We start from the raw sequence: 19,966 nt of genomic DNA, 5'->3' as shown, positions 1-19,966 counted from the left end.
CTGCGGATGCGACGATAGAGGGATGCCCTCCGACTCATTCCCGCCCGTCGAGGAACTCGCCATCGCCCGCCTCGTGGGCCCGCTGAGTCTCAGTCGCGGACGCACCGTCGAACGCTCCGGCGCCGTCGAGGAGCTCGTCTGGGAGCCGGCTGGCTTCCGGCTCGGGGCCGTCGTGCGGGGCAGCTCGGCCGAGTCGTACCGGGTGAACGTCCGGCTCGACCTGGGCATCCCCGGCCGGACCACCATCCTGTCCGGCACCTGCAGCTGCCCGGTGGGGCGCAACTGCAAGCACGTCGCAGCCGTCCTGCTCGCGTCGGCGGAGCGTCACCGGCAGCAGGCCGCCGCACCGGCCGACGAGATCGAGGACGCCGCCGGTCGCGGCTGGCGCGCGGAGCTCGAGGCGCTGACCGGCACCATCGGGCGCGACGGCGGCGACACCGCACCGCGCCAGCCGCTGGCGCTGCAGTTCGAGCTCCGCGAGCGCATCGCGCGACGCGGGGGCGGCCCGCGGCAGACGGCGCGCGACGAGCCGGCGATGACCGAGGCCTCGGTCGACCGTCTCGCGGTGCGCCCGGTGACGCGCGGCGCCCGTGGCGGCTGGATCAAGGCGAACCTGACCTGGCAGAACGTCGGATTCCAGGGCGGCGCAGGCGGCTTCGACCCCCGTCAGGCGCGCTGGTTCGGGGAGTTCTCCATGCTGAAGGGCGCACGCCACTCGGCGTTCGCCGAGTACGGCTCGGCCTGGATCTCGCTCGACGAGTACGAGAGCGCCACGCTGTGGGCGCTCCTCGAGCAGGCCCCCGCGCTCGGCATCGCCCTCGTCGGGTCGACCGCGCAGACCGAGATCGTGATCGGCGACGCCGCGGAGATCAGCCTCGAGGCGCGCGCGAGCGAGGTCGACGCCGACGCCCAGCCCGACGCCCAGCCGGTCGCCGACCCCGAGACCGCCTCTCCCCCGGCCCCTGCGGGCCTCGAACTCGTGCCGACCGTCGCGATCGACGAGGAGCGGCACCCGAGCGCACGAGCGCGCCTCATCGGCGACCACGGGGTCTACGCCTTCGACTTCGCCGCGGGCCGCATCGGCCTCGCCCCGCTCGCGGCCCCGCTGACCCCGGCGGCGCGGGCCGTCGTGCGCCGCACCGAGCCGATCGTCGTGCCCGCGGCCGAGATCGGCGACTTCGCCCGCGAGGAGTACCCGCGGCTCGCGCGCGCCGTGCGCATCACGAACGACGACCCCGCGGTCGAGCTGCCGGCCCTCCCGCCCGCGACCCTCGTCGCCACGGTGACCCACGAGCTTGGCCACCTGCTGCGTCTCGGCTGGGAGTGGGAGACGGACGGCGGGCGCCGCCTCCCGTTCGACGCCGCCGACGCCGAGTTCCACGACCCCGTCCGCGAGCGGCGCCCGGCCGAGCTCGCCGTCGAGCAGATCGCCGGCGAGCCGACGGCCGGTGCCCTCCTCCGCTCGCCCCGGTCGCCCGGCGCTCGCGACCGGCGCGAGCGGGGCGCCGAGGCATCCGCGAGCCTCAGGCCCGTCGTCGTGCTGCGCGGCGTCGACGCCGCCGAGTTCTCGACCCGGGTGCAGCCGCGCCTCGAGGAGCTCGAACGGGTGCGGGTCGACGTCGTCGGCGAGGCGCCCGAGTACCGCGAGCTCACCGAGGCCCCGAAGCTCACGGTCACGACCGTCGAGAGCGAGCGCACCGACTGGTTCGACCTCGGCGTGGTCGTCACCGTCGAGGGCAAGAAGGTGCCGTTCGGCCCGCTGTTCAGCGCGCTGTCGCACGGGCGGAAGAAGCTCCTCCTCATCGACGGCAGCTACCTCTCGCTCGACCAGCCGGTGTTCGCGCCGCTCCGCGAGCTCCTCGAGGAGGCGGGCACGCTCGACGAGTGGGAGGGCGGCGAACTGCCGATCCACCGCACGCAGACGAGCCTCTGGGCCGAGTTCGAGGACCTCGCCGACGAGTCGGAGGCCGCCGTCTCCTGGCGGGAGACCGTCGCGGGACTCAACGCCCCCGACGGCATCGAGCCGATCCCGCAGCCCGAGGGCTTCGCGGTCGAGCTGCGGCCCTACCAGCTGGAGGGCTTCCGCTGGCTCGCGTTCCTCCACCGGCACGGCCTCGGCGGCATCCTCGCCGACGACATGGGGCTCGGCAAGACGGCCCAGACGCTCGCGCTGATCACCCACGCGAAGGGCCGGCCGGATGCCTCGGCCCCGCCGTTCCTCGTCGTCGCACCGACCTCGGTGGTGTCGAACTGGGAGCGCGAGGCGGCGCGGTTCGCACCCGGCCTCCGCGTCGCGACCGTGACGACGACGCAGGCGGCGAGCCGCCGACGCCTCGAGGACGCGATCGCCGGGGCCGACCTCGTCGTCACGAGCTACGCGATCCTGCGCCTCGACGCCGAGGCCTTCGCCGAGCTCGACTGGGCGGGGCTCGTGCTCGACGAGGCCCAGTTCGTGAAGAACGGCAACTCGAAGGCGAACCAGGCCGCCCGCGACATCCGCGCGCCGTTCCGGCTCGCCGTGACCGGCACCCCCGTCGAGAACAACCTCATGGAGCTGTGGGCGCTGCTCCGCATCGTCGCGCCCGGCCTCTTCCCGTCGGGCCGCGCCTTCGCCGAACGCTACCGCCGACCCATCGAGATCGACCACAACGGCGACCGCCTCGCGGCGCTCCGACGTCGCATCCGCCCGCTGGTGCTCCGTCGCACGAAGGAGCTCGTGGCTCCCGAGCTGCCCGAGAAGCAGGAGCAGGTGCTCCAGGTCGCGCTCGACCCTGCGCACCGCCGCATCTACGACACCTTCCTGCAGCGCGAACGCCAGAAGCTCCTCGGGCTCATCGACGACCTCGACCGCAACCGCTTCACGGTGTTCCGCTCGCTCACGCTCCTCCGGATGCTGAGCCTGCACGCGGCGCTCATCGACTCGGAGCAGTACGCGGACGTGCCCTCGGCCAAGCTCGACGCGCTGTTCGACCAGCTCGACGAGGTGATCGCCGAAGGGCACCGCGCGCTCGTGTTCAGCCAGTTCACCTCGTTCCTCGAGCTGGCGGCCGCGCGGCTCGACGCGGCCGGGGTGCCGTACGCCTACCTCGACGGGGCGACCCGGCGCCGCAGCGAGGTCATCGACCGCTTCCGCACCGGTGACGCACCCGTGTTCCTGATCAGCCTCAAGGCGGGCGGGTTCGGCCTCAACCTCACCGAGGCCGACTACGTCTTCCTCCTCGACCCGTGGTGGAACCCCGCGAGCGAGGCGCAGGCCGTCGACCGCGCGCACCGCATCGGCCAGTCGAAGACCGTCATGGTCTACCGCATGGTCGCGGAGGGCACGATCGAGGAGAAGGTGATGGCGCTCAAGGCCAGGAAGGCGGCGCTCGTGTCGTCGCTCATGGACGACGACGAGCTGTTCAGCGAATCGCTCACGGCAGACGACCTGCGCGGACTGATCGGCGGGTAGCCGCGCCGGCGCGCGAACGCCCCGGAGACGATCGGGACCGCCGGGCCGGCGAGGGGGAATCGCCGGCCCGGCCATCACCGGACCACGCGGGTAGGTCGCGAACCCGACGATGGCGCACGCCCGATGGCACACGCGTCGCAAGGCGAGGAAGGGGTTGTTGCCCCCCGGATCCCTTCCCCGTCGCTCTCCGCTGCAACGGTAGGAAGGAGGCGATGTACCCGAAACATCGTCGCCGCCGTCGCTGCGAAGTCCTTCGAGACTAGCACCGCGGATCCCCCCGTTCGGGGGGAGACACGCGCCGAACGTCCCGAATCGGTCGGAACCGGACGACGCGAGGCGTGCACCTCGACGGTGCCCCTGGAGGGACTCGAACCCCCAACCTGCTCCTTAGGACGGAGTCGCTCTTCCATTGAGCTACAGAGGCCGGTCGTACGAGTCTATCGGCTCTCGGGTAGCGTGATCGGCGGCGCACGGTGCGCATGGACGCGCGGCCCGGCCGCGAGGACGGAGTCGGCATGATCGAGACGGGCACGACGAGATTCTGGGTCGGTGCGTCGACGCTCGGCGCGCTGGGCTCGCCCGCCCGCGGCATCCGCTCGCTCGATCTCGACGCCGACGGCCTCGCGAGGCTCGGCGAGCCGATCGACGTCGGGCCGAACCCCATGTTCCTCGCGGTCTCGGCGGCGGCCGGCGTGCTCGGCGTCGTGCACGAGCTCGCCGACGGCCGCATCTCGAGCTGGACCTTCGAGGGCGACGGGCTCGCCCCGTTCAGCCGCGTCGGCGTCACGAGCGGCGACCCGTGCCACCTGGCGTTCACCGAGTCGGGCGAGATCGCCTTCGCCGCGAACTACTCGGGGCATCGGGTCACCGTGCACCCGCTCGCGCCCGACGCCTCGGCCGACGTCGTGCTCGAGGCCGAGTTCTCGGGCTCCGGCCCGAACGTCGAGCGGCAGGCAGGGTCTCACCCGCACCAGGCGGTGCTCGACCACGATCGCGATCGGCTGCTCGTTCCCGACCTCGGCGCCGACCGCGTGCGCGTCATCGGCCTCGGCCGCCTGCCCGAGTCGCTCGAGACCGACGACGGCGCCGACATCGTGATCCACCCGGGTGCCGGCCCGCGCCACCTCGTCGTCTCGGGCGACCTCGCGGTCACGGCGAACGAGCTCGACCGGACGGCGAGCCTGATCGACCTCGTCGAGGGCCGCGAACTCGCCTGGTTCCCGATCGGACCCGACACCGAGCCGCGCGGACTCGGCTGCTCGGCCATCCGGCTCACCCGCGGCGGCATCGTGCTCATCGGCGACCGCGATGCCGACGCGCTGCGCGGCCTGCGCCTCGACGTCGAGGCGCGCACGCTCGAGCTCGTCGGCACCGTGCCGACGGGCGGGCGGCACCCGCGCGACCTCGAGCTGAGCCACGACGAGCGCTTCGCCCTCGTCGCCGACCAGGCCTCCGACTCGATCGCGATCATCGCGCTCGACGAGACGGGCGTGCCGCTGGAGGTCGTCGACACGGTCGAGACGCCTGCGCCGGCGTGTCTCGCCCGGGTGCCCTAGGGATCGCGGAACCCCGCGGCTCGCCGGAGCCAGGCGTCCACCGGATCCCGGCGTCCGTCGGATCCCGGAGGCTCTCCGGAGCCGCTCGGGCGCCGGCGCTCGACGCGTCGGATCAGGCCGGCGGGTACAGGTACAGCGCGTCGCCCGCGGGGATCGTGCGCTGGTGGTACGAGTGGTCGGAGTTCTGGTTGTACTCTTCGATGTTCACGGAGCCGTCGCTGTTGATCGACTGCACGTAGGCCACGTGGTTGTACGGGAACCACGCCACCGCACCGACGACCGGGGTGCTCGAGGTCGGCCAGCCGTGGTTCACCCACTCGTCGGCCCACGCGTAGGCACTGCCCGACGCGAGGTTCGACCAGTCCCACTTCCACGGGGCGCTGGTCACGCCGGCGTCGCGGTTGAGCCGCCAGGCGACGAAGTCGACGCACTCGCGGTAGTAGTAGCGGAGCGGCGAGAGCCCGCCGCCGTAGTCGTCGGGCAGCTGGTCCCACCAGGGGTAGTCGTCGCCCTCGGCGCGGACGGTGTAGAGGGCGTAGCTGCCGCCGCCGCGAGAGGCGAGCTCGGAGGCCCACTGCGCCCGCTCGGCCTCTTCGGCCGCGAGTCGCGCCTCTTCGATCGAGGCCTTGGTCGTCACCGCGTACCCGTCGGAGACGATCGGCGCGCCGCTCGCGAGCGCGCCCACCGAGACGTCCTGCGCCTCGGCGACGCTCAGGCTGAAGTCGCCGGATGCCCCGAACTCGCTGCCGCCCGGGATGATGGCGTAGGCCGGGAGGGCGACGGTGCCGACGATCGCGGGGACGACGAGGACGGTCGAAAGCACTCGCATCGGGCCGTTGCGTCGCGGTGCGCGCGAGGTCGAAGCTACCGGCTCTGGGCGTCGACGACGACCATGCTCAGGATCTCGGGGGGCGGTCCGCACCCGACCTACCCTAGGGCACGCCCGCCTCGTTTGTCACGACGACGCTCCCGGGCACCGGCGCGGTCGGCGCGGGTCGGCGTCGACGAGCGGCGGAACGGGCCCGGAGCGGCACTCAGGCGGCGGTCGCGAGGTACTCACTCCACTGCGGCAGCGGCCGCTCGACGCCGCGGACGGCCCAGCTGCGGCCGTTCGGCATCTTCGGCGTGAAGCGCAGCTCCCAGCCCATCTCGGCCGGCGTCCGGTCGCTCTTCGTGTTGTTGCACCTGAGGCAGCACGCGACGAGGTTCTCCCACGTGTCGCGCCCGCCGCGGGAGCGCGGCAGCACGTGGTCGATCGTGGCGGCGGATCGCCCGCAGTACGCGCAGCGGTGGTCGTCGCGGCGCAGCACGCCCCGACGGCTCACCGGCACCTGGTGCGATCGGGGCGCTCGCACGTACCGGGTCAGGAGGATGACGCTGGGCCTGTCCCAGCTGCCGCTCGCCGCGCACACCGGATTGCCCTCCTCGCGGAGGATGACGGTCGCCTTCTGGTTCATCACGAGCAGGAGCGCCCGTTTGAAGGAGACGACGGCGAGCGGTTCATATCCGGCGTTGAGCACGAGTGTGCGCATGGGGGGCCTTCCGATCGGGGCTGGATGGCTTCCAGCCGCGTGCAGGATCCGACGGCCCGACGGCGCCCCGGGCGGGGGCCGAACTGCGGGAGGAGGCGGCGCCGGAAGCACCCGGAGAACGAAAAACGGGCACCGTCGTGAAGACAGTGCCCGTCGGCGCGTTCGCGCGGATGGTACTCGGCTGACTGCTGCGCCGTTGGTGGAATTGCGCGCGCGCACCCGTGGAATGGATGCTGTGCGCCTTCACCATCGGCTTCACCTGCCCGGTATCTCGGATCGTCAGGGTTTCAGGCTAGAGCACGAACGGCGCCCCGGGAACTCCCGGCGCGCCGTTCGTCGCGTGCAGGACACGCGGTGTTCACGTTCAGATGCCGATGCGCACGATCGAGTAGTCGCTCGTCCAGATGGGCTGGACGCGCACCGACGCCCCCTCGTAGGGAGCGTGCAGGATCATGCCGTCGCCGGCGTAGAAGCCGTCGTGGCCGTCCATGATGACGAGGTCGCCCGGCTGCGCGTCGGCCTCGGAGATGACGGTGCCCATGGCGCCCTGCCCGGCGGAGGAGTGGGGCATGCTGACGCCGAACTGCGCGTAGACGTACATGACGAAGCCCGAGCAGTCGAAGCCGGCCGGCGTCGCGCCGCCGTAGACGTAGGGCGTGCCGATGTACTGGGTGGCGACGCTGTACACGCTCGCGAGATCGAAGCTCGGGTACGGCGGGTTCGCGAGGAAGTCGCCGACCGACGGGCCGTCGTAGGACGCCGCGTACGAGGTCATCGCGTTCTCCGCGGCGATGCGGGCCGCCTCGGCGGCTGCGGCGGCTTCGGCCGCAGCACGGATCTCCTCGCCGGAGACGGCCGCGTAGCCGTCGTCGGCCACGGGCGCCGCGATCACGTCGTCGGTGACCTCGACGGTCTGCGCCTGCGCCTTCGACAGCCGGGTCGCGTCGGTCTCGCCGAACTGGGGACCGACGCTGCCCGGGGCGATGGCGTACGCCGGGATCGCGAGCGTGCCGACGATGCCGGCTGCAGCGGTCATCACGAGGATGTTGGCCAGTCCGCCTCGGCGGAGGCGCCTCGTCGACGGCAGCGGCGTCGCGGCGACGGCCTTCGCGAGATCCTGGGATTGGGGGGTGGTGGGGGAACCGGGGGCCTTCGAGGCGATGATCGCCTTCGTCGCGGCCCCGCGAGCGCGGGTCCTGGTGGGACGGCGCCGGGAGAGTCGAGCCAAGATGTAACCTCCGTCGCCCCACGCCATCTGCATGTCGTCTCACCTGATGCGCGCAGGGCGCCTCACGGGTACCGGGTCGAGCGGTGAGCGCTGGGAGCGTCTCGACCCCGGGCCCTCCGGCTGGCTTCGTGCCGGTGGACTCGTACGAGGGTACGCGAGGAGGGCCCGAATGTCACATTTCGATCACGGCGCGGCGGAGATCGGCGGAATCGCGCGGCGGCGACGGCCGATTCAGACGCTGATGAACAGGTGCCCCGCGACTTCGGTCGGCAGCTCGATGCCGCCTTCGGCCCCGTCGACCTCGACGAGCACGTAACCGCCCGCACGGCTGAAGCTCGCGAGCGCGCCGGGCATCACGCCGGCCTGCTTGAGCTGGCCGAGGAGCTCGGGGTCGAACTGCACGGGCTCGCCGAGCCGGCGCACGGTGCCGCGCACGGGCTCCTCGCGGTCGGCGACCGCGTCGACGACGTTCACCACGCCGGCCATGAAGGGGTCGGCGGGCGGCAGCCCGAGCTCTTCGAGGCCCGGGATGGGGTTGCCGTACGGCGACTCCTTCGGGCCGCCCAGGATCTCGATGAGTCGGCGCTCGACCTGCTCGCTCATGACGTGCTCCCAGCGGCAGGCCTCGTCGTGGACGTACTCCCACTCGAGGCCGATGACGTCGGCGAGCAGGCGCTCGGCGAGGCGGTGCTTGCGCATGACGTGCACGGCCTTGCTGCGGCCCTCGGGCGTGAGTTCGAGGTGGCGGTCGCCCGAGACGACGACGAGGCCGTCGCGCTCCATGCGGGCGACGGTCTGCGAGACGGTCGGGCCGGAGTGACCGAGACGCTCGGAGATGCGCGCGCGCAGCGGCACGATGTTCTCCTCTTCGAGGTCGAGGATCGTGCGCAGGTACATCTCGGTCGTATCGATCAGATCGGTCACGCGGTATCCTCCCGTTTCGTCGCAGCCCGTCATCAAGCCTAGCGGCCACCACCGTCTCGCTAGACTCGTCGCATGCCGAGCCTCGTGATCCCCGCTGACCTGCTGCCCGCCGACGGACGCTTCGGATGCGGGCCCTCGAAGGTCCGCCCCGAGCAGCTCGCCCACCTGGCGGAGGTCGGCCCGGCCCTCCTCGGCACCTCGCACCGCCAGGCGCCCGTGAAGAACCTCGTCGGCCGGGTCCGCACCGGGCTGGCCGAGCTGTTCTCGCTCCCCGACGGCTACGAGGTCGTGCTCGGCAACGGCGGCTCGACCGCCTTCTGGGACTCGGCCGCCGTCTCGCTCATCGAGCGACGCGCGCAGCTCGCCTCGTTCGGCGAGTTCGGTGCGAAGTTCGCCAAGGCGGCCGGCGCCCCCTGGCTCGAGTCCCCCGAGGTGCGCACGGCAGCACCCGGCACGAGCGCGCGCGTCGAGGCCGCAGCCGGCTTCGACGTCTACGCCTGGCCGCAGAACGAGACCTCGACCGGCGTGCAGGCGCCCGTCGAGCGCGTCGCGGGCGACCCCGGCGCACTCACCGTGATCGATGCGACGAGCGCCGCGGGCGGCGCCGCCGTCGACGCCGGCGAGTTCGACGTCTACTACTTCGCACCGCAGAAGAACTTCGCGGCCGACGGCGGCCTGTGGTTCGCCCTCATGTCGCCCGCCGCGATCGAGCGCGTCGAGCGCGTCGCCGCATCGGACCGGTACATCCCCGAGTTCCTCTCGCTGAAGAACGCCGTCGACAACTCGCGCCTCGACCAGACGCTCAACACGCCGGCGCTCGCGACCCTGCTCCTCATGGAGAACCAGATCGACTGGATCAACGCCTCGGGCGGCCTCGCGTGGGCCGATGCGCGCACCCGCGAGTCCTCCGGGCTGCTGTACGACTGGGCCGAGGCCTCGAGCGTCGCGACCCCGTTCGTCGCCGATCCCGCCGACCGCTCGCAGGTCGTCGTGACGATCGACTTCGACGAGTCGGTCGACGCCTCGGCGATCTCGAAGGTGCTGCGCGAGAACGGCGTCGTCGACACCGAGCCGTACCGCAAGCTCGGCCGCAACCAGCTGCGCATCGCGACCTTCACGGCCATCGAGCCCGACGACGTCCGCAAGCTCATCGCCTCGATCGACCACGTCCTCGAGCGGATCGGCTGACCGGGTGCGCCTCTGGCTCAGCGAGGAGGAGCGCCGCCCCGATCCGGCGCCCGCGCGGGCCGACGCGCGCAAGGCGCTCGTCGCCGGCACGATCGGATGGCTCGTGGTGGCCGCCGTCTGCCTGCTGTTCCGCGCACCGCTCGAGGCCGCGGGCCTCGGCTGGTTCCTCGTGGCCGCGATCGTCGGGGTGGCACTCGGGATCGTCGGGATCGTCGTGGTGCAGGTGATCCGTCGTCGCGCCAGTCGGCCGCGCGACGACGGATCCGGCCTCTCGGCCTGAGCCCGGGTCACGCCGTGGGCGTCGCCTCGTCGTCGTCCTCGTCGTCGTCCGAGTCGTCCTCGTCGTCGTCCGAGTCGTCCTCGTCGTCCTCGTCGTCCGAGTCGTCTTCGTCGTCGTCCTCGTCGACGTCCGAGTCGTCGTCGTCCTCGTCGTCGTCGTCCGAGTCGTCTTCGTCGTCCGAGTCGTCGTCGTCGTCCGAGTCGTCCTCGACCTGCGTCTCATCCACGTCGAGCGCGTCGATGTCGATCCCGTCGAAGACGTCGTCGTGCGAGATCCCGTCGTCGTCCGACTCGTCCTCGTCGGACTCGTCCTCGTCGGAGTCCTCCTCGCCGGAGTCGTCGTGCTCGTCCTCGAACTCGTCGCCCTCGGCCGAGGCGGCGGCGAGCTCGGCGGCCGCCTGCTGGGCCGCGCGGTACTCGGCGAGCCGCTCCGACCACGGCACCCACTCGGGCGCGAGCAGGGCCTGCTCGCCGGGCATCAGCTCGGTCTCGAGCACGGTCGGCTCCGCGTCGTCGACGCGCGCGATCGTCACGCTCCACCGCCAGCCGGGGTAGCCCGCGAGGTCCGAGGCGAAGAGCAGGCTGAGCACGTGCTCGCCCTCGACCGTGTGACCGATGACCGAGCCGACCGTCTCGGGCGCCGTCACCTCGAGCAGCGCTCGCCGGGCGAGGTCGACCGACGCGAGCAGCACCTCGTCGGCGACGGGAGGCGCCGTCTCGACGACCGCGTCCGTCTCGACGACCGCGTCCGCCGTGTCGTCGGCCCCGTCCTGCTCGAGCGAGGGTTCGACCGTTCCCGCCGCTCGGGCGGCGTCGGCCCCGGTCGCCGACTCGGCGGCGACCGGGTGCTGGATGTCGGGCGTCTCAGGCATCCAGATCGTCAGCCACCTTCCGCAGCACCGCGGCGACGGTGCGCGCCTTCGACTTCTCGGGGTAGCGGCCACGACGCAGGTCTGCGCCGATGCCGTCGAGCACCTTCACGACGTCCTCGACGATGATCGCCATGTCGTCGGCCGGCTTGCGATGGATCTTGGTGAGGCTCACCGGCGTGTCGATGACGCGCACCGAGAGCGCCTGCGCGCCGCGCTTGCCCTCGGCGACGCCGAACTCGAGCCTGCTGCCCGCACGCACGGTCGCGCCGGCGGGGAGGGCTGATGCATGGAGGAAGACCTCCTGGCCGTCATCGCCGCTGATGAAGCCGAAACCCTTGTCCTCGTCGTAGAACTTGACCTTGCCGGTGGGCATCGTGGAAACCTCGCTTATACGTCTCACGGCGCGCCGAAATCAACGCGCCGTTCTGCCTCCAGTCTAGAGTCACGTCCCCCGTAGCGAGGCCTCCGTGCCCTATTCTTGACGGGTGAGCGATTCCGGCCCTATCTCCGAGCATCGCGCTGAGCGCATCCTCGCGGTGATGTTCGCGTCGATCGTCGGGCTCTCGATCGTCTGCTTCTTCGCCGTCATGATCGGCACCTTCTCGGGAGTCTCCCGTCAGGAGATGGGCTCGGGCATCTGGCCCGTCGTCACGATCCTCCCGCTGTTCGGCCTGCCGATCGCGTTCGTGCTCCTCATCGTGCTGCTCATCATCAACAGCGTGCGCCGATCCCGCGAGTCCCGAGCCGGATCGAGCTAGCGGAGACGATGCTCGAACTCGCCGCACGACTCCGCGAGCTGACGCGAGACGATCTCGCCGCAGCACTGCGGACGCGCGAGTTCGAGACCACCGGCGTGCACGACCTCTTCGACCTCGCCGAGGCGCTCCTCGCGCCCGACTCGCTCGACCAGGCGATCGGCCGCCTCGACCGCCGGCACCTCGCGGTGCTCGCCGTCGCGGCCGCGCTCGCCGACGGCACCGGCGGCAGCACGGTCGAGGCGGTGCGGGGCGAGCTCACGGGGCTGGGCGCGACGAGCACCCGGGTCGATGCGACCGGGGAGCTGATCGACGACCTCTCCCGCTCCCTCCTCGTGGTCGCCGGCGACTCGCGGGTCCACGTGCCCGGCGCCGTCGCCGCCCGGCTGGTACCGCGGCTCGGCGTCGACCTGCCGACCGCCGGCGACCTCGCCGCCCCGGCTCCCCCGGTGCTCGTGCCGAGCGACTCCGTCGACCGGAGCCTGCTCGAGCGGCGTTCGTCGGAGGGCGCGTACGCGACCGTGACGGCGACGGCCGAGCTGCTCGCCGCGCTGGGGGCGCAGCCGGCCCGCGAGCTCGCGAAGGGCGGCCTCGCACTGCCCGACTCGAAGCGGCTCGCCGAGGCGAGCGGCACCGAGCTCGACGCGCTCCCCCGCCTCTTCCACCGCGCCGACGAGGCCGGGCTGGTCGTGCGCGACGGCGCCTTCTGGCTCGAGTCCGACCTGGGTGCGGCGTGGTCGCTCGAGTCCGCGCGCGGCCGGTGGCTGCGGCTCGCCGAGTGCTGGCGCGACCGCATCCCCGAGACGCTCCGTCGCCTCGTCGCCCGTCGCAACGATCCGTTGACGGCGACCGCGCTGCGCGACGACGTACGGTGGCTGTACCCGGCGGGCGGCGCCTGGCTCGACGACGGCCTCGAGCGGCTCTTCGGCGAGGCCGAGGCCCTCGGCCTCGCGGTGTCGGGCGAGCCGGTCGAGGCGGGGCGGCTCGTGCTCGGCGGCGAGCTCGAGCGCGCGGCCGACCTCGTCGCCGCCCACTTCCCGGCCCAGGTCGACCGCGTCTACCTCCAGCACGATCTCTCGATCGTCGCGCCCGGCCCGCTCGAGCCCGCACTCGACGGGCGGCTCCGCGGCGTCGCCGACGTCGAGGGCCGCGACCTCGCCTCGACCTACCGCGTGAGCGCGGCATCCGTGAATCGCGGCCTCGCCGCGGGCGAGACCGCCGACTCCATCCTCGAGTTCCTCGGCGGGATCTCGCTCACCGGCATCCCGCAGCCGCTCGCCTATCTCGTCGCCGAGGCCGCCGAGCGCTTCGGCGCCGTGCGCGTGTCGAGCGCGGCCGAGTCCGATGCGCCGGCGCGGGCGTCGATCCGCTCCGACGACGAGCAGCTCATCCGCACGCTCGCGGTCGACCAGTCGCTCTCCTCGCTCGCCCTGCGCCAGACCGGCACGCACCGGCTGCTCTCGCGGTTCGCACCCGACGTCGTCTTCTGGGCGCTCTCCGACGCCAAGTACCCGGTCGCCGCCGAGGACGCGGCAGGCGAGATCGTCCGCCTGCAACGGCACCGTCTCGCGCCCGCCCCGGTCGCGGCACCGGCGACCGACCCGATCGCGGCGATGCTCGAGCGCATGGCGGAGGAGCAGACCGGCGACGACGCCGAGCGGGCCTGGCTCGCCCGTCAGCTCGAAGCCGCCGCCCGCTCGAAGGAGACGCTGACGGTGACCGTGCGGATGCCGGGCGGCGACACCGCCGACTACCTGCTCGCGCCGGCGAGCGTCGCGAACGGCCGGCTCCGCGCGCGAGACCGCAAGGCCGACATCGAGCGCACCCTGCCGCTGTCGGCGATCGCGGCGGTCGCCCCAGCGCCCGCCGACGTCTGAGCGGAGCCCGTCGAGGGCCGGCGGCCCGTCGCCCGGCCCCGGCTCCGGCTCCGGCCCCGCGCCTGCCCCGGCCTCGGCCCCGGCCCCGGCTCCGGCCCCGGCCCCGCGCCTGCCCCGGCCTCGGCCCCGGCCCCGGCCCCGGCCCACCGTCTCGTCGACGAGGCCCCTGGGGCGGCGCCGCTCCCCCGATGTCCCTCCCGCCGACGCGCCCGGGGCGCCCCGCCCGGCGGCCCTCCCACCGAGCGGGCGTAGACTCGACGGTTATGTCAGACGGCCCCCTCATCGTGCAGAGCGACCGCACCGTGCTGCTCGAGGTCGCGCACCCGCTCGCCGAAGACGCCAGGCACGACCTCGCGGTGTTCGCCGAGCTCGAGCGCGCCCCCGAACACGTGCACACGTACCGGATCACCCGGCTCGGCCTCTGGAACGCCCGCGCGGCGGGCCACGACGCCGAGGACATGCTCGGCACACTCGAGCGCTACGCGAAGTTCCCGGTGCCGCAGACGGTCGCCGTCGACATGCGCGAGACGGTCGGCCGCTACGGCCGGCTCGTGATCGACCGCACCGACGGAGGCGAGCTCCGGCTGCACGGCGACGACGTGGCCGTGCTCACCGAGGTCGTGGGCGCCCGCAAGATCGCTCCGCTCATCGGCGAGCGCGTGGGGGACACGAGCTTCCTCGTCGAGCCGTGGGCCAGGGGGCAGCTCAAGCAGGAGCTCGTGAAGCTCGGCTGGCCCGCCGAGGACCTCGCGGGCTACACGCCCGGCACGCCGCACGAGATCGAGCTCGACGAATCGGGCTGGCACCTGCGCGACTACCAGCAGAAGGCGGTCGACAACTTCTTCGAGGGCGGATCGGGCGTCGTCGTGCTGCCCTGCGGCGCGGGCAAGACCCTCGTCGGCGCGGGCGCGATGGCGACCGCGAAGACGACGACCCTCATCCTCGTCACCAACACCGTGAGCGCCAGGCAGTGGCGCGACGAGCTGCTGAAGCGCACGAGCCTCACCCCCGACGAGATCGGCGAGTACTCGGGGCAGGTGAAGGAGGTCAAGCCCGTCACGATCGCGACGTACCAGATCCTCACCGCGAAGCGGAAGGGCGAGTACGCCCACCTCGCCCTGCTCGACGCCCTCGACTGGGGCCTCGTGGTCTACGACGAGGTGCACCTGCTGCCCGCGCCCGTGTTCAAGCTCACCGCCGAGCTGCAGGCGCGCCGGCGCCTCGGCCTCACCGCGACCCTCGTGCGCGAGGACGGCCGCGAGGGCGACGTGTTCTCGCTCATCGGCCCCAAGCGATTCGACGCCCCGTGGAAGGAGATCGAGGCGCAGGGCTTCATCTCCCCCGCCGCCTGCTTCGAGGTGCGCATCGACCTGCCGCAGTCCGAGCGGCTCGCGTACGCGGCATCCGCCGACGACGAGCGCTACCGGCTCGCGGCGACGGCGCCGGCGAAGCTCGGCGTCGTGAAGGAGCTGGTCGCCCGCCACGCGGGTGAGCGCATCCTCGTGATCGGCCAGTACCTCGACCAGATCGACGAGCTCGCGGAGGAGCTCGGCGCCCCGCAGCTCACCGGCTCGACGCCGGTCGACGAACGGGAGCGGCTCTTCCAGGAGTTCCGCGACGGCACGACACCGGTGCTGGTGGTGTCGAAGGTCGCGAACTTCTCGGTCGACCTGCCCGAGGCGACCGTGGCGATCCAGGTCTCGGGCTCGTTCGGCTCGCGGCAGGAGGAGGCGCAGCGACTCGGCCGGCTGCTGCGGCCCAAGGAGTCGGGGCTCAGCGCCAACTTCTACACGCTCGTCTCGCGCGACACCGTCGACCAGGACTTCGCGCAGAACCGGCAGCGGTTCCTCGCCGAGCAGGGCTACTCGTACACGATTCTCGACGCGCACACCCTCGACCCGGCGGCCTGAGCCGGCCTCGGGCGCGCGGCCCGCTCAGCGCTCGCGCGCGTAGCGGAGGAGCAGCAGGTCGCCGGCCTGGATCGCGTGCACGAGCCGCATGCGACGCGCGTGCTCGTGCCCGCCCGCGGTGATCCGGCCGGCGTCGCCCGAGACGAGCAGCGGGCTGAGGCTGAGGCACAGCTCGTCGACGGCGTCGGCCTCGACGAGCGAGGCGAACAGGTGGGGGCCGCCCTCGCAGAGGACCTGCGGGAGGCCCGCCGCCGCGAGCGCGTCGCGCATCGCGAGCACGTCGACGGCGGTCGCGCCGCAGACGAGGACGTCGGCGACCTCGGCGAGCGCGGCACGGTGCCCCGGGTCGGATGCCGCGTGGGTGACGACGATCGGGCGCAGGACCGCGTCGGCGAAGAACGGGTGCCCGGGGTCGAGGTCGAGCGCGGAGGAGACGACGGCGACGCGGGGCTGGTCGGCCAGCCCGTGCTCGCGCCGCCACGCGACGCCGGCCTCGCCGAGGCCCAGGCCGCCGTAGCCCTCGGCGCGAACCGTGCCGGCTCCGACCAGCACGACGTCGGCGAGGGTGCGCAGCACCTCCATCGCGAGCCGGTCGGCGTCGTCGCCGAGCCCGCCGCTGCGGCCGCCGAGCGTGACCGCGCCGTCGGCGCTCATCACGAAGTTCATGCGGACGCGCGGGGTCGCCCGGTCGGGCAGTGCGTAGGCGGCGAGCAGGCGTGCGCGGTCGACCTCGCCGGCCGGTTCGCCGGCGTCGGGGGATGCCCCGCCCCCGGCCGTGGTCACGGCTCCTCGTTCGGGCCGTCGACCATGTTGTGCTTGAGGTACGCGGGCTCGCGCCATCCCATGATCGCCTCGACCATGCGCGCGGCGTCGACCGATTCTGCGACGTTGTGCATGCGCAGGATGCGCGCACCCTGCGCCGCGCAGAAGACGGCCGCCGCGATCGAGCCCGCGAGTCGTTCGCCGCGGGCACGGTCGAGGCTCTCGCCGATGAAGTCCTTATTCGAGACGGCGGCGACGAGGGGGAAGCCGAGCCTCGTGAACTCGGCGAACCGCCGGGTCAGCTCGAGCGTCTGCATGGTGTTCTTGTTGAGGTCGTGGCCGGGGTCGAGCACGATGCGCGACTCGGGCACGCCGCGCGAGACCGCGAGCGCGGTGCGCTGCTCGAGGAACGCCGAGATGTCGCCGACGACGTCGTCGTACTGCGGCTTCGGGTACCACTGCCGGGGCTCCGCCCGGCTGTGCGTGATGACGAGCGTCGCCTCGGAGTCGGCGACGACCTCGGCGAGCGCGGGGTCGTGCACGCCGGTCGTGTCGTTGATGACGTGCGCTCCGGCGGCGATCGCGGCGGCGGCGACGTCGGCGTGGAAGGTGTCGACCGAGAGGGCGGCGCCCGACCCGGCGAGCGCGGCGACGACGGGCACGACCCGGTCGATCTCCTCGGCGACCGGGATCGCGGGCCCCGGGCCGAACTTCGCGCCCCCGATGTCGATCCACGCCGCGCCGTCGTCGATCGCGCGGCGCGCGGCGTCGACGGCCGCGTCGAGCCCGAAGGTCGCGCCCCGGTCGTAGAAGGAGTCGGGCGTGCGGTTCACGACCGCCATGATCGCGATCGAGGTGCGGAAGTCGACCTCCCGCCCCGCGATGCGGCGCACCGGCTCGGCGAGGTTCGGGTCGGCCCACGCGACGGGCGGCGCTGCGGTCACGCGGATGCCTCGGCGACGAGCGCGTCGAGGGGCACCGCCGGGTCGGCGAGACGTGCGGGGTCGAGCCTCGCGCCCGAGCGGATGAGCGACTGCACCGCGTCGTTCACGTCCCACACGTTGACGTTCATGCCGGCGACGACGCGCCCCTCGCGCTGCCAGAAGGCGATGAACTCGCGACCCTCGCGGTCTCCGCGGAACACGGGATCGACCCCGTCGGCCAGGGTGCCGTAGCCCGAGTACTCCATGCCGAGATCGTACTGGTCGGTGTAGAAGTACGGGATCTCGGCGTACTCGAGCGTCTCCCCCGCGAGTGCGCGGCCGGCGGCCCGCCCCGCGTTCTCGGCGTTGGCCCAGTGCTCGGTGCGCAGGTGGGTCTCGAGGACGGGGTGGTAGACGCTCGCGACGTCGCCGACGGCGTAGACGTCGTCGGCGCTGGTGCGGAACGAGGCATCCACGACGATGCCGTTGCGCACCTCGAGCCCGGCCGCGTCGGCGAGGCCCGTCTCGGGGACGGCGCCGATGCCGACGAGCACGAGGGCGGCCGGCACGGTCTCGCCCGTGTCGAGCTCGACGCCCGTCGCGCGGCCCTCCGCGCCGCGGATGCCCGCGACCCCGGTCGACATGCGGAGATCGACGCCGTGCGCCCGATGCAGCTCGGCGAACACGCCCCCGACGGCCGTGCCCACGGCCGCGGCGAGCGGTACCGCCTCGGGTGCCACGACGGTGACCTCGTCGCCGTACCCGCGCGCGGCGGCGGCGGCCTCGAGCCCGATCCAGCCCGCGCCGATGGCGACCATGCGCCGCCCGCCGGCCGAGAGCGCGTCGCGGAGGGCGACGGAGTCGGCGAAGGAGCGCAGCACGTGCACCCCCTCGAGCTCGCCCCCGGGCGCGCGCCAGTGCCGCGCGCTCGCCCCGGTCGCGAGGAGCAGGCGCGCGTAGTCGAGCGTGCGGCCGTCGGCGAGACCGAGCCGGTGCGCCGCCGGGTCGAGCTCGGTCGCGCGCACCCCGCGCAGCACCTCGACGTGCTCGTCGGCGTACCACTCGACCGGGTGCACGTCGACGACGTCGCGCTCGGCGGCCCCCGTCAGGAACTCCTTCGAGAGGGGCGGCCTGATGTACGGCATCGCGTCCTCGCCGGCGACGATCGTGACGGGGCCGACGTGCCCCGCCTGCCTCGCGCCCTCCGCGGCCCGGGCTCCGGCGAGCCCGCCGCCGACGATCACCAGTCGTTCCTCGTTCATCTCACTGCTCCGTCCTGCCGATGCCGCAGCGGTCCAGGAACTCGCGGCGGACGCGGTCGTCGTCGCGCACGACGCCCGCGAGCGAGCTCGTGATGGTGCGGGTGCCGGGCACCTGCACGCCGCGCAGCGACATGCAGAGGTGCTCGGCCTCGATCACCACGCCCGCGCCCTCGGGATCGAGCACCTCGACGAGGCGGTCGGCGATCTGCACGGTCAGCCGCTCCTGCACCTGCAGGTCGCGGGCGTACTGCTCGACGACGCGGGCGAGCTTCGAGAGCCCGATGATGCGGCCGCCGGGCACGTAGCCGACGTGGGCGACGCCGCGGAAGGGCAGCAGGTGGTGCTCGCAGAGCGAGTCGAACGGGATGTCGCGGACGACGACGAGCTCGCCGTAGCCTTCGCCCGGGAAGGTCGTCGGCGTGAACGGGCGGGGCGTCAGCATCTCGATGTAGGCGTCGGCGACGCGCCGCGGGGTCTCGGCGAGATGCTCGCTCTCGACGTCGCGGCCGAGCGCGACGAGCAGCGCCCGCACCGCGTCGGCGGCCGCCTCGCGGTCGACGGCGTGCTCCGCCTCGGCGGCGGTCACGGCGTGGAGTCTCGGCACCTCGGCCGCGGCTGCGTATTCGCTCGACGTCATGCTTCCCTCCGGGCTGGCCCTCTGCTGCCGAGGCTAGGCCCGCGAAATTCTTTTGTCAATGTTCGCTGCATTTAGAGATATGATCCGATCATGGGCACCGCAGCGAACGGCGACCCCGACGCGATCCTCGCGGTCGGCGCCCTCGCCGACCCGGCACGACGCCGGGTCTACCGGGTGGTCGCCCGCAGCCGCGAGGCCGTCGGGCGCGACCACGTCGCCGAGGCGCTCGACCTGCCGCGCAGCACGGCGGCCTTCCACCTCGATCGCCTGGTCGACGCCGGACTGCTCACGACCGAATCCCGCCGGCTCACCGGCCGCACCGGCCCCGGCGCGGGGCGGCCGGCGAAGCTCTACCGCCGCGCCGACGGCGAGGTCGCCCTGAGCCTGCCGTCGCGGCTCTACGAGCTCGGCGGGCGGGTCATGGCCGAGGCCATCGGGCGCGCCGTCGACGACGGCGTGCCGGTGCGCGACGCGCTGCACGAGGCCGCTGAACGGGCCGGGCGGGGCCTCGCCGGGGCATCCGCCGACCTCGGCACCGCGCTCGCCGACGCGGGCTTCGAACCGCACGACGACGGCGACGCGGGGGTGACGCTCGGCACCTGCCCGTTCCACCGGCTCGCCCTCGAGAACGCGGCCGTCGTCTGCGATCTGAACCACGCGCTCGTCTGCGGCATGGCCCGCTCGACCGGCACCGACCCCGCCCGGGTGCTCCTCGATCCCGGCGCCGGGGGGTGCTGCATCCGGGTCGTCCCCACCCCGCGGTGACCCGCCATCCACACGACTCACAGCCAAGATTCAGCGAACGTCAAG

At 73.2% G+C, this 19,966-nt stretch carries 18 protein-coding genes and 1 tRNA gene; 8 read left to right on the top strand and 11 right to left on the bottom strand.

Going from position 1 to position 19,966, the window contains the following annotated elements; genetic code table 11:
- Window positions 1–22 precede the first annotated feature (22 nt).
- Window positions 23–3,451, top strand: coding sequence for an SNF2-related protein (locus tag ACFVSL_RS07960; protein WP_386939980.1), 3,429 nt, complete (start codon window positions 23–25; stop codon window positions 3,449–3,451).
- A 352-nt stretch (window positions 3,452–3,803) separates the two neighbouring features.
- On the opposite strand, the gene ACFVSL_RS07955 is transcribed toward ACFVSL_RS07960, so the two are convergent.
- A tRNA-Arg gene (locus ACFVSL_RS07955) sits at window positions 3,804–3,875 on the bottom strand.
- A gap of 91 nt (window positions 3,876–3,966) precedes the next feature.
- On the opposite strand from ACFVSL_RS07955, the gene ACFVSL_RS07950 reads away from it, so the two are divergent.
- A complete protein-coding gene (locus ACFVSL_RS07950; protein ID WP_386939978.1) occupies window positions 3,967–5,007 on the top strand; it encodes a lactonase family protein in 1,041 nt (346 codons plus the stop codon).
- Between the two features lie 112 nt (window positions 5,008–5,119).
- On the opposite strand, the gene ACFVSL_RS07945 is transcribed toward ACFVSL_RS07950, so the two are convergent.
- From ACFVSL_RS07945 to ACFVSL_RS07930, 4 genes are all read right to left on the bottom strand, one after another.
- Window positions 5,120–5,836 (bottom strand): CHAP domain-containing protein, encoded by a 717-nt coding sequence (locus ACFVSL_RS07945; protein ID WP_386939976.1) that lies wholly within the window; start codon window positions 5,834–5,836, stop codon window positions 5,120–5,122.
- A 205-nt stretch (window positions 5,837–6,041) separates the two neighbouring features.
- Window positions 6,042–6,539 carry an HNH endonuclease gene (locus tag ACFVSL_RS07940; RefSeq protein ID WP_386939974.1) on the bottom strand — a complete coding sequence of 166 codons (498 nt, stop codon included), beginning with the start codon at window positions 6,537–6,539 and terminating at the stop codon, window positions 6,042–6,044.
- Window positions 6,540–6,903: 364 nt separating this feature from the next.
- The gene (locus ACFVSL_RS07935) at window positions 6,904–7,767 is read right to left on the bottom strand and encodes a C40 family peptidase (protein WP_386939972.1); all 864 of its coding nucleotides are present in this window, start codon (window positions 7,765–7,767) and stop codon (window positions 6,904–6,906) included.
- Window positions 7,768–7,998: 231 nt separating this feature from the next.
- Window positions 7,999–8,691: an iron dependent repressor, metal binding and dimerization domain protein gene (locus tag ACFVSL_RS07930; RefSeq protein ID WP_386939970.1), complete on the bottom strand. Its 693-nt coding sequence runs from the start codon at window positions 8,689–8,691 to the stop codon at window positions 7,999–8,001.
- 72 nt (window positions 8,692–8,763) lie between these two features.
- On the opposite strand from ACFVSL_RS07930, the gene serC reads away from it, so the two are divergent.
- Together serC and ACFVSL_RS07920 are read left to right on the top strand one after the other, a co-directional pair.
- Window positions 8,764–9,879, top strand: coding sequence for a phosphoserine transaminase (serC, locus tag ACFVSL_RS07925; RefSeq protein WP_386939968.1), 1,116 nt, complete (start codon window positions 8,764–8,766; stop codon window positions 9,877–9,879).
- Window positions 9,880–9,883: 4 nt separating this feature from the next.
- Window positions 9,884–10,159 (top strand): DUF2530 domain-containing protein, encoded by a 276-nt coding sequence (locus ACFVSL_RS07920; protein ID WP_386939966.1) that lies wholly within the window; start codon window positions 9,884–9,886, stop codon window positions 10,157–10,159.
- A 7-nt stretch (window positions 10,160–10,166) separates the two neighbouring features.
- Here the strand turns inward: ACFVSL_RS07920 and ACFVSL_RS07915 are convergent, their stop codons facing one another.
- Window positions 10,167–11,030 (bottom strand): DUF3027 domain-containing protein, encoded by an 864-nt coding sequence (locus tag ACFVSL_RS07915; RefSeq protein WP_386939964.1) that lies wholly within the window; start codon window positions 11,028–11,030, stop codon window positions 10,167–10,169.
- Window positions 11,023–11,403 (bottom strand): cold-shock protein, encoded by a 381-nt coding sequence (locus tag ACFVSL_RS07910; RefSeq protein ID WP_386939962.1) that lies wholly within the window; start codon window positions 11,401–11,403, stop codon window positions 11,023–11,025. The genes ACFVSL_RS07915 and ACFVSL_RS07910 overlap by 8 nt, the downstream gene beginning before the upstream one ends.
- A 112-nt stretch (window positions 11,404–11,515) precedes the next feature.
- On the opposite strand from ACFVSL_RS07910, the gene ACFVSL_RS07905 reads away from it, so the two are divergent.
- The 3 genes from ACFVSL_RS07905 (at window position 11,516) to ACFVSL_RS07895 (ending at window position 15,572) form a co-directional block, all read left to right on the top strand.
- Entirely contained in the window at window positions 11,516–11,788 is a 273-nt protein-coding gene (locus ACFVSL_RS07905; RefSeq protein ID WP_386939960.1) for a multidrug ABC transporter ATPase, read from the top strand.
- An 8-nt stretch (window positions 11,789–11,796) separates the two neighbouring features.
- The gene (locus ACFVSL_RS07900) at window positions 11,797–13,662 is read left to right on the top strand and encodes a helicase-associated domain-containing protein (protein WP_386939958.1); all 1,866 of its coding nucleotides are present in this window, start codon (window positions 11,797–11,799) and stop codon (window positions 13,660–13,662) included.
- Window positions 13,663–13,925: 263 nt separating this feature from the next.
- Window positions 13,926–15,572 (top strand): DNA repair helicase XPB, encoded by a 1,647-nt coding sequence (locus ACFVSL_RS07895; RefSeq protein WP_386939956.1) that lies wholly within the window; start codon window positions 13,926–13,928, stop codon window positions 15,570–15,572.
- Between the two features lie 24 nt (window positions 15,573–15,596).
- Here ACFVSL_RS07895 and ACFVSL_RS07890 read toward each other — a convergent pair whose 3' ends face one another.
- The 4 genes from ACFVSL_RS07890 to folE are packed head-to-tail and all read right to left on the bottom strand — an operon-like array spanning window position 15,597 to window position 19,156.
- Window positions 15,597–16,355 (bottom strand): pyrimidine reductase family protein, encoded by a 759-nt coding sequence (locus ACFVSL_RS07890; RefSeq protein WP_386939954.1) that lies wholly within the window; start codon window positions 16,353–16,355, stop codon window positions 15,597–15,599.
- Window positions 16,352–17,278 carry a dihydropteroate synthase gene (gene folP, locus ACFVSL_RS07885; RefSeq protein WP_386939952.1) on the bottom strand — a complete coding sequence of 309 codons (927 nt, stop codon included), beginning with the start codon at window positions 17,276–17,278 and terminating at the stop codon, window positions 16,352–16,354. The genes ACFVSL_RS07890 and folP overlap by 4 nt, the downstream gene beginning before the upstream one ends.
- Window positions 17,275–18,519, bottom strand: a complete 1,245-nt coding sequence (locus ACFVSL_RS07880) for an NAD(P)/FAD-dependent oxidoreductase (protein WP_386939950.1) — start codon at window positions 18,517–18,519, stop codon at window positions 17,275–17,277. Before ACFVSL_RS07880 ends, folP begins: the two co-directional genes overlap by 4 nt.
- A gap of 1 nt (window position 18,520) precedes the next feature.
- Complete coding sequence (gene folE / locus ACFVSL_RS07875; RefSeq protein WP_386939948.1) at window positions 18,521–19,156, bottom strand: GTP cyclohydrolase I FolE; 636 nt, start codon at window positions 19,154–19,156, stop codon at window positions 18,521–18,523.
- A gap of 90 nt (window positions 19,157–19,246) precedes the next feature.
- Here folE and ACFVSL_RS07870 point away from each other — a divergent pair, with 90 nt between their 5' ends.
- Window positions 19,247–19,921, top strand: a complete 675-nt coding sequence (locus ACFVSL_RS07870; RefSeq protein ID WP_386939946.1) for a helix-turn-helix transcriptional regulator — start codon at window positions 19,247–19,249, stop codon at window positions 19,919–19,921.
- Window positions 19,922–19,966 lie beyond the last annotated feature (45 nt).

This window comes from Agromyces sp. NPDC058064, from assembly GCF_042885275.1.
Lineage (GTDB): Bacteria > Actinomycetota > Actinomycetes > Actinomycetales > Microbacteriaceae > Agromyces.
Note: the sequence above shows the minus strand (reverse complement) of the source record. Positions and strands in the feature narration are given on the sequence as shown.

Bases quoted from the DNA above. Each gene is read 5' to 3' on its own strand.
- ACFVSL_RS07960 (WP_386939980.1), top strand. From the start codon at position 23: ATGCCCTCCGACTCATTCCCGCCCGTCGAGGAACTCGCCATCGCCCGC.
- ACFVSL_RS07950 (WP_386939978.1), top strand. From the start codon at position 3,967: ATGATCGAGACGGGCACGACGAGATTCTGGGTCGGTGCGTCGACGCTC.
- ACFVSL_RS07945 (WP_386939976.1), bottom strand. From the start codon at position 5,836: ATGCGAGTGCTTTCGACCGTCCTCGTCGTCCCCGCGATCGTCGGCACC.
- ACFVSL_RS07940 (WP_386939974.1), bottom strand. From the start codon at position 6,539: ATGCGCACACTCGTGCTCAACGCCGGATATGAACCGCTCGCCGTCGTC.
- serC (WP_386939968.1), top strand. From the start codon at position 8,764: ATGCCGAGCCTCGTGATCCCCGCTGACCTGCTGCCCGCCGACGGACGC.
- ACFVSL_RS07915 (WP_386939964.1), bottom strand. From the start codon at position 11,030: ATGCCTGAGACGCCCGACATCCAGCACCCGGTCGCCGCCGAGTCGGCG.
- ACFVSL_RS07910 (WP_386939962.1), bottom strand. From the start codon at position 11,403: ATGCCCACCGGCAAGGTCAAGTTCTACGACGAGGACAAGGGTTTCGGC.
- ACFVSL_RS07900 (WP_386939958.1), top strand. From the start codon at position 11,797: ATGCTCGAACTCGCCGCACGACTCCGCGAGCTGACGCGAGACGATCTC.
- ACFVSL_RS07895 (WP_386939956.1), top strand. From the start codon at position 13,926: ATGTCAGACGGCCCCCTCATCGTGCAGAGCGACCGCACCGTGCTGCTC.
- ACFVSL_RS07880 (WP_386939950.1), bottom strand. From the start codon at position 18,519: ATGAACGAGGAACGACTGGTGATCGTCGGCGGCGGGCTCGCCGGAGCC.
- folE (WP_386939948.1), bottom strand. From the start codon at position 19,156: ATGACGTCGAGCGAATACGCAGCCGCGGCCGAGGTGCCGAGACTCCAC.
- ACFVSL_RS07870 (WP_386939946.1), top strand. From the start codon at position 19,247: ATGGGCACCGCAGCGAACGGCGACCCCGACGCGATCCTCGCGGTCGGC.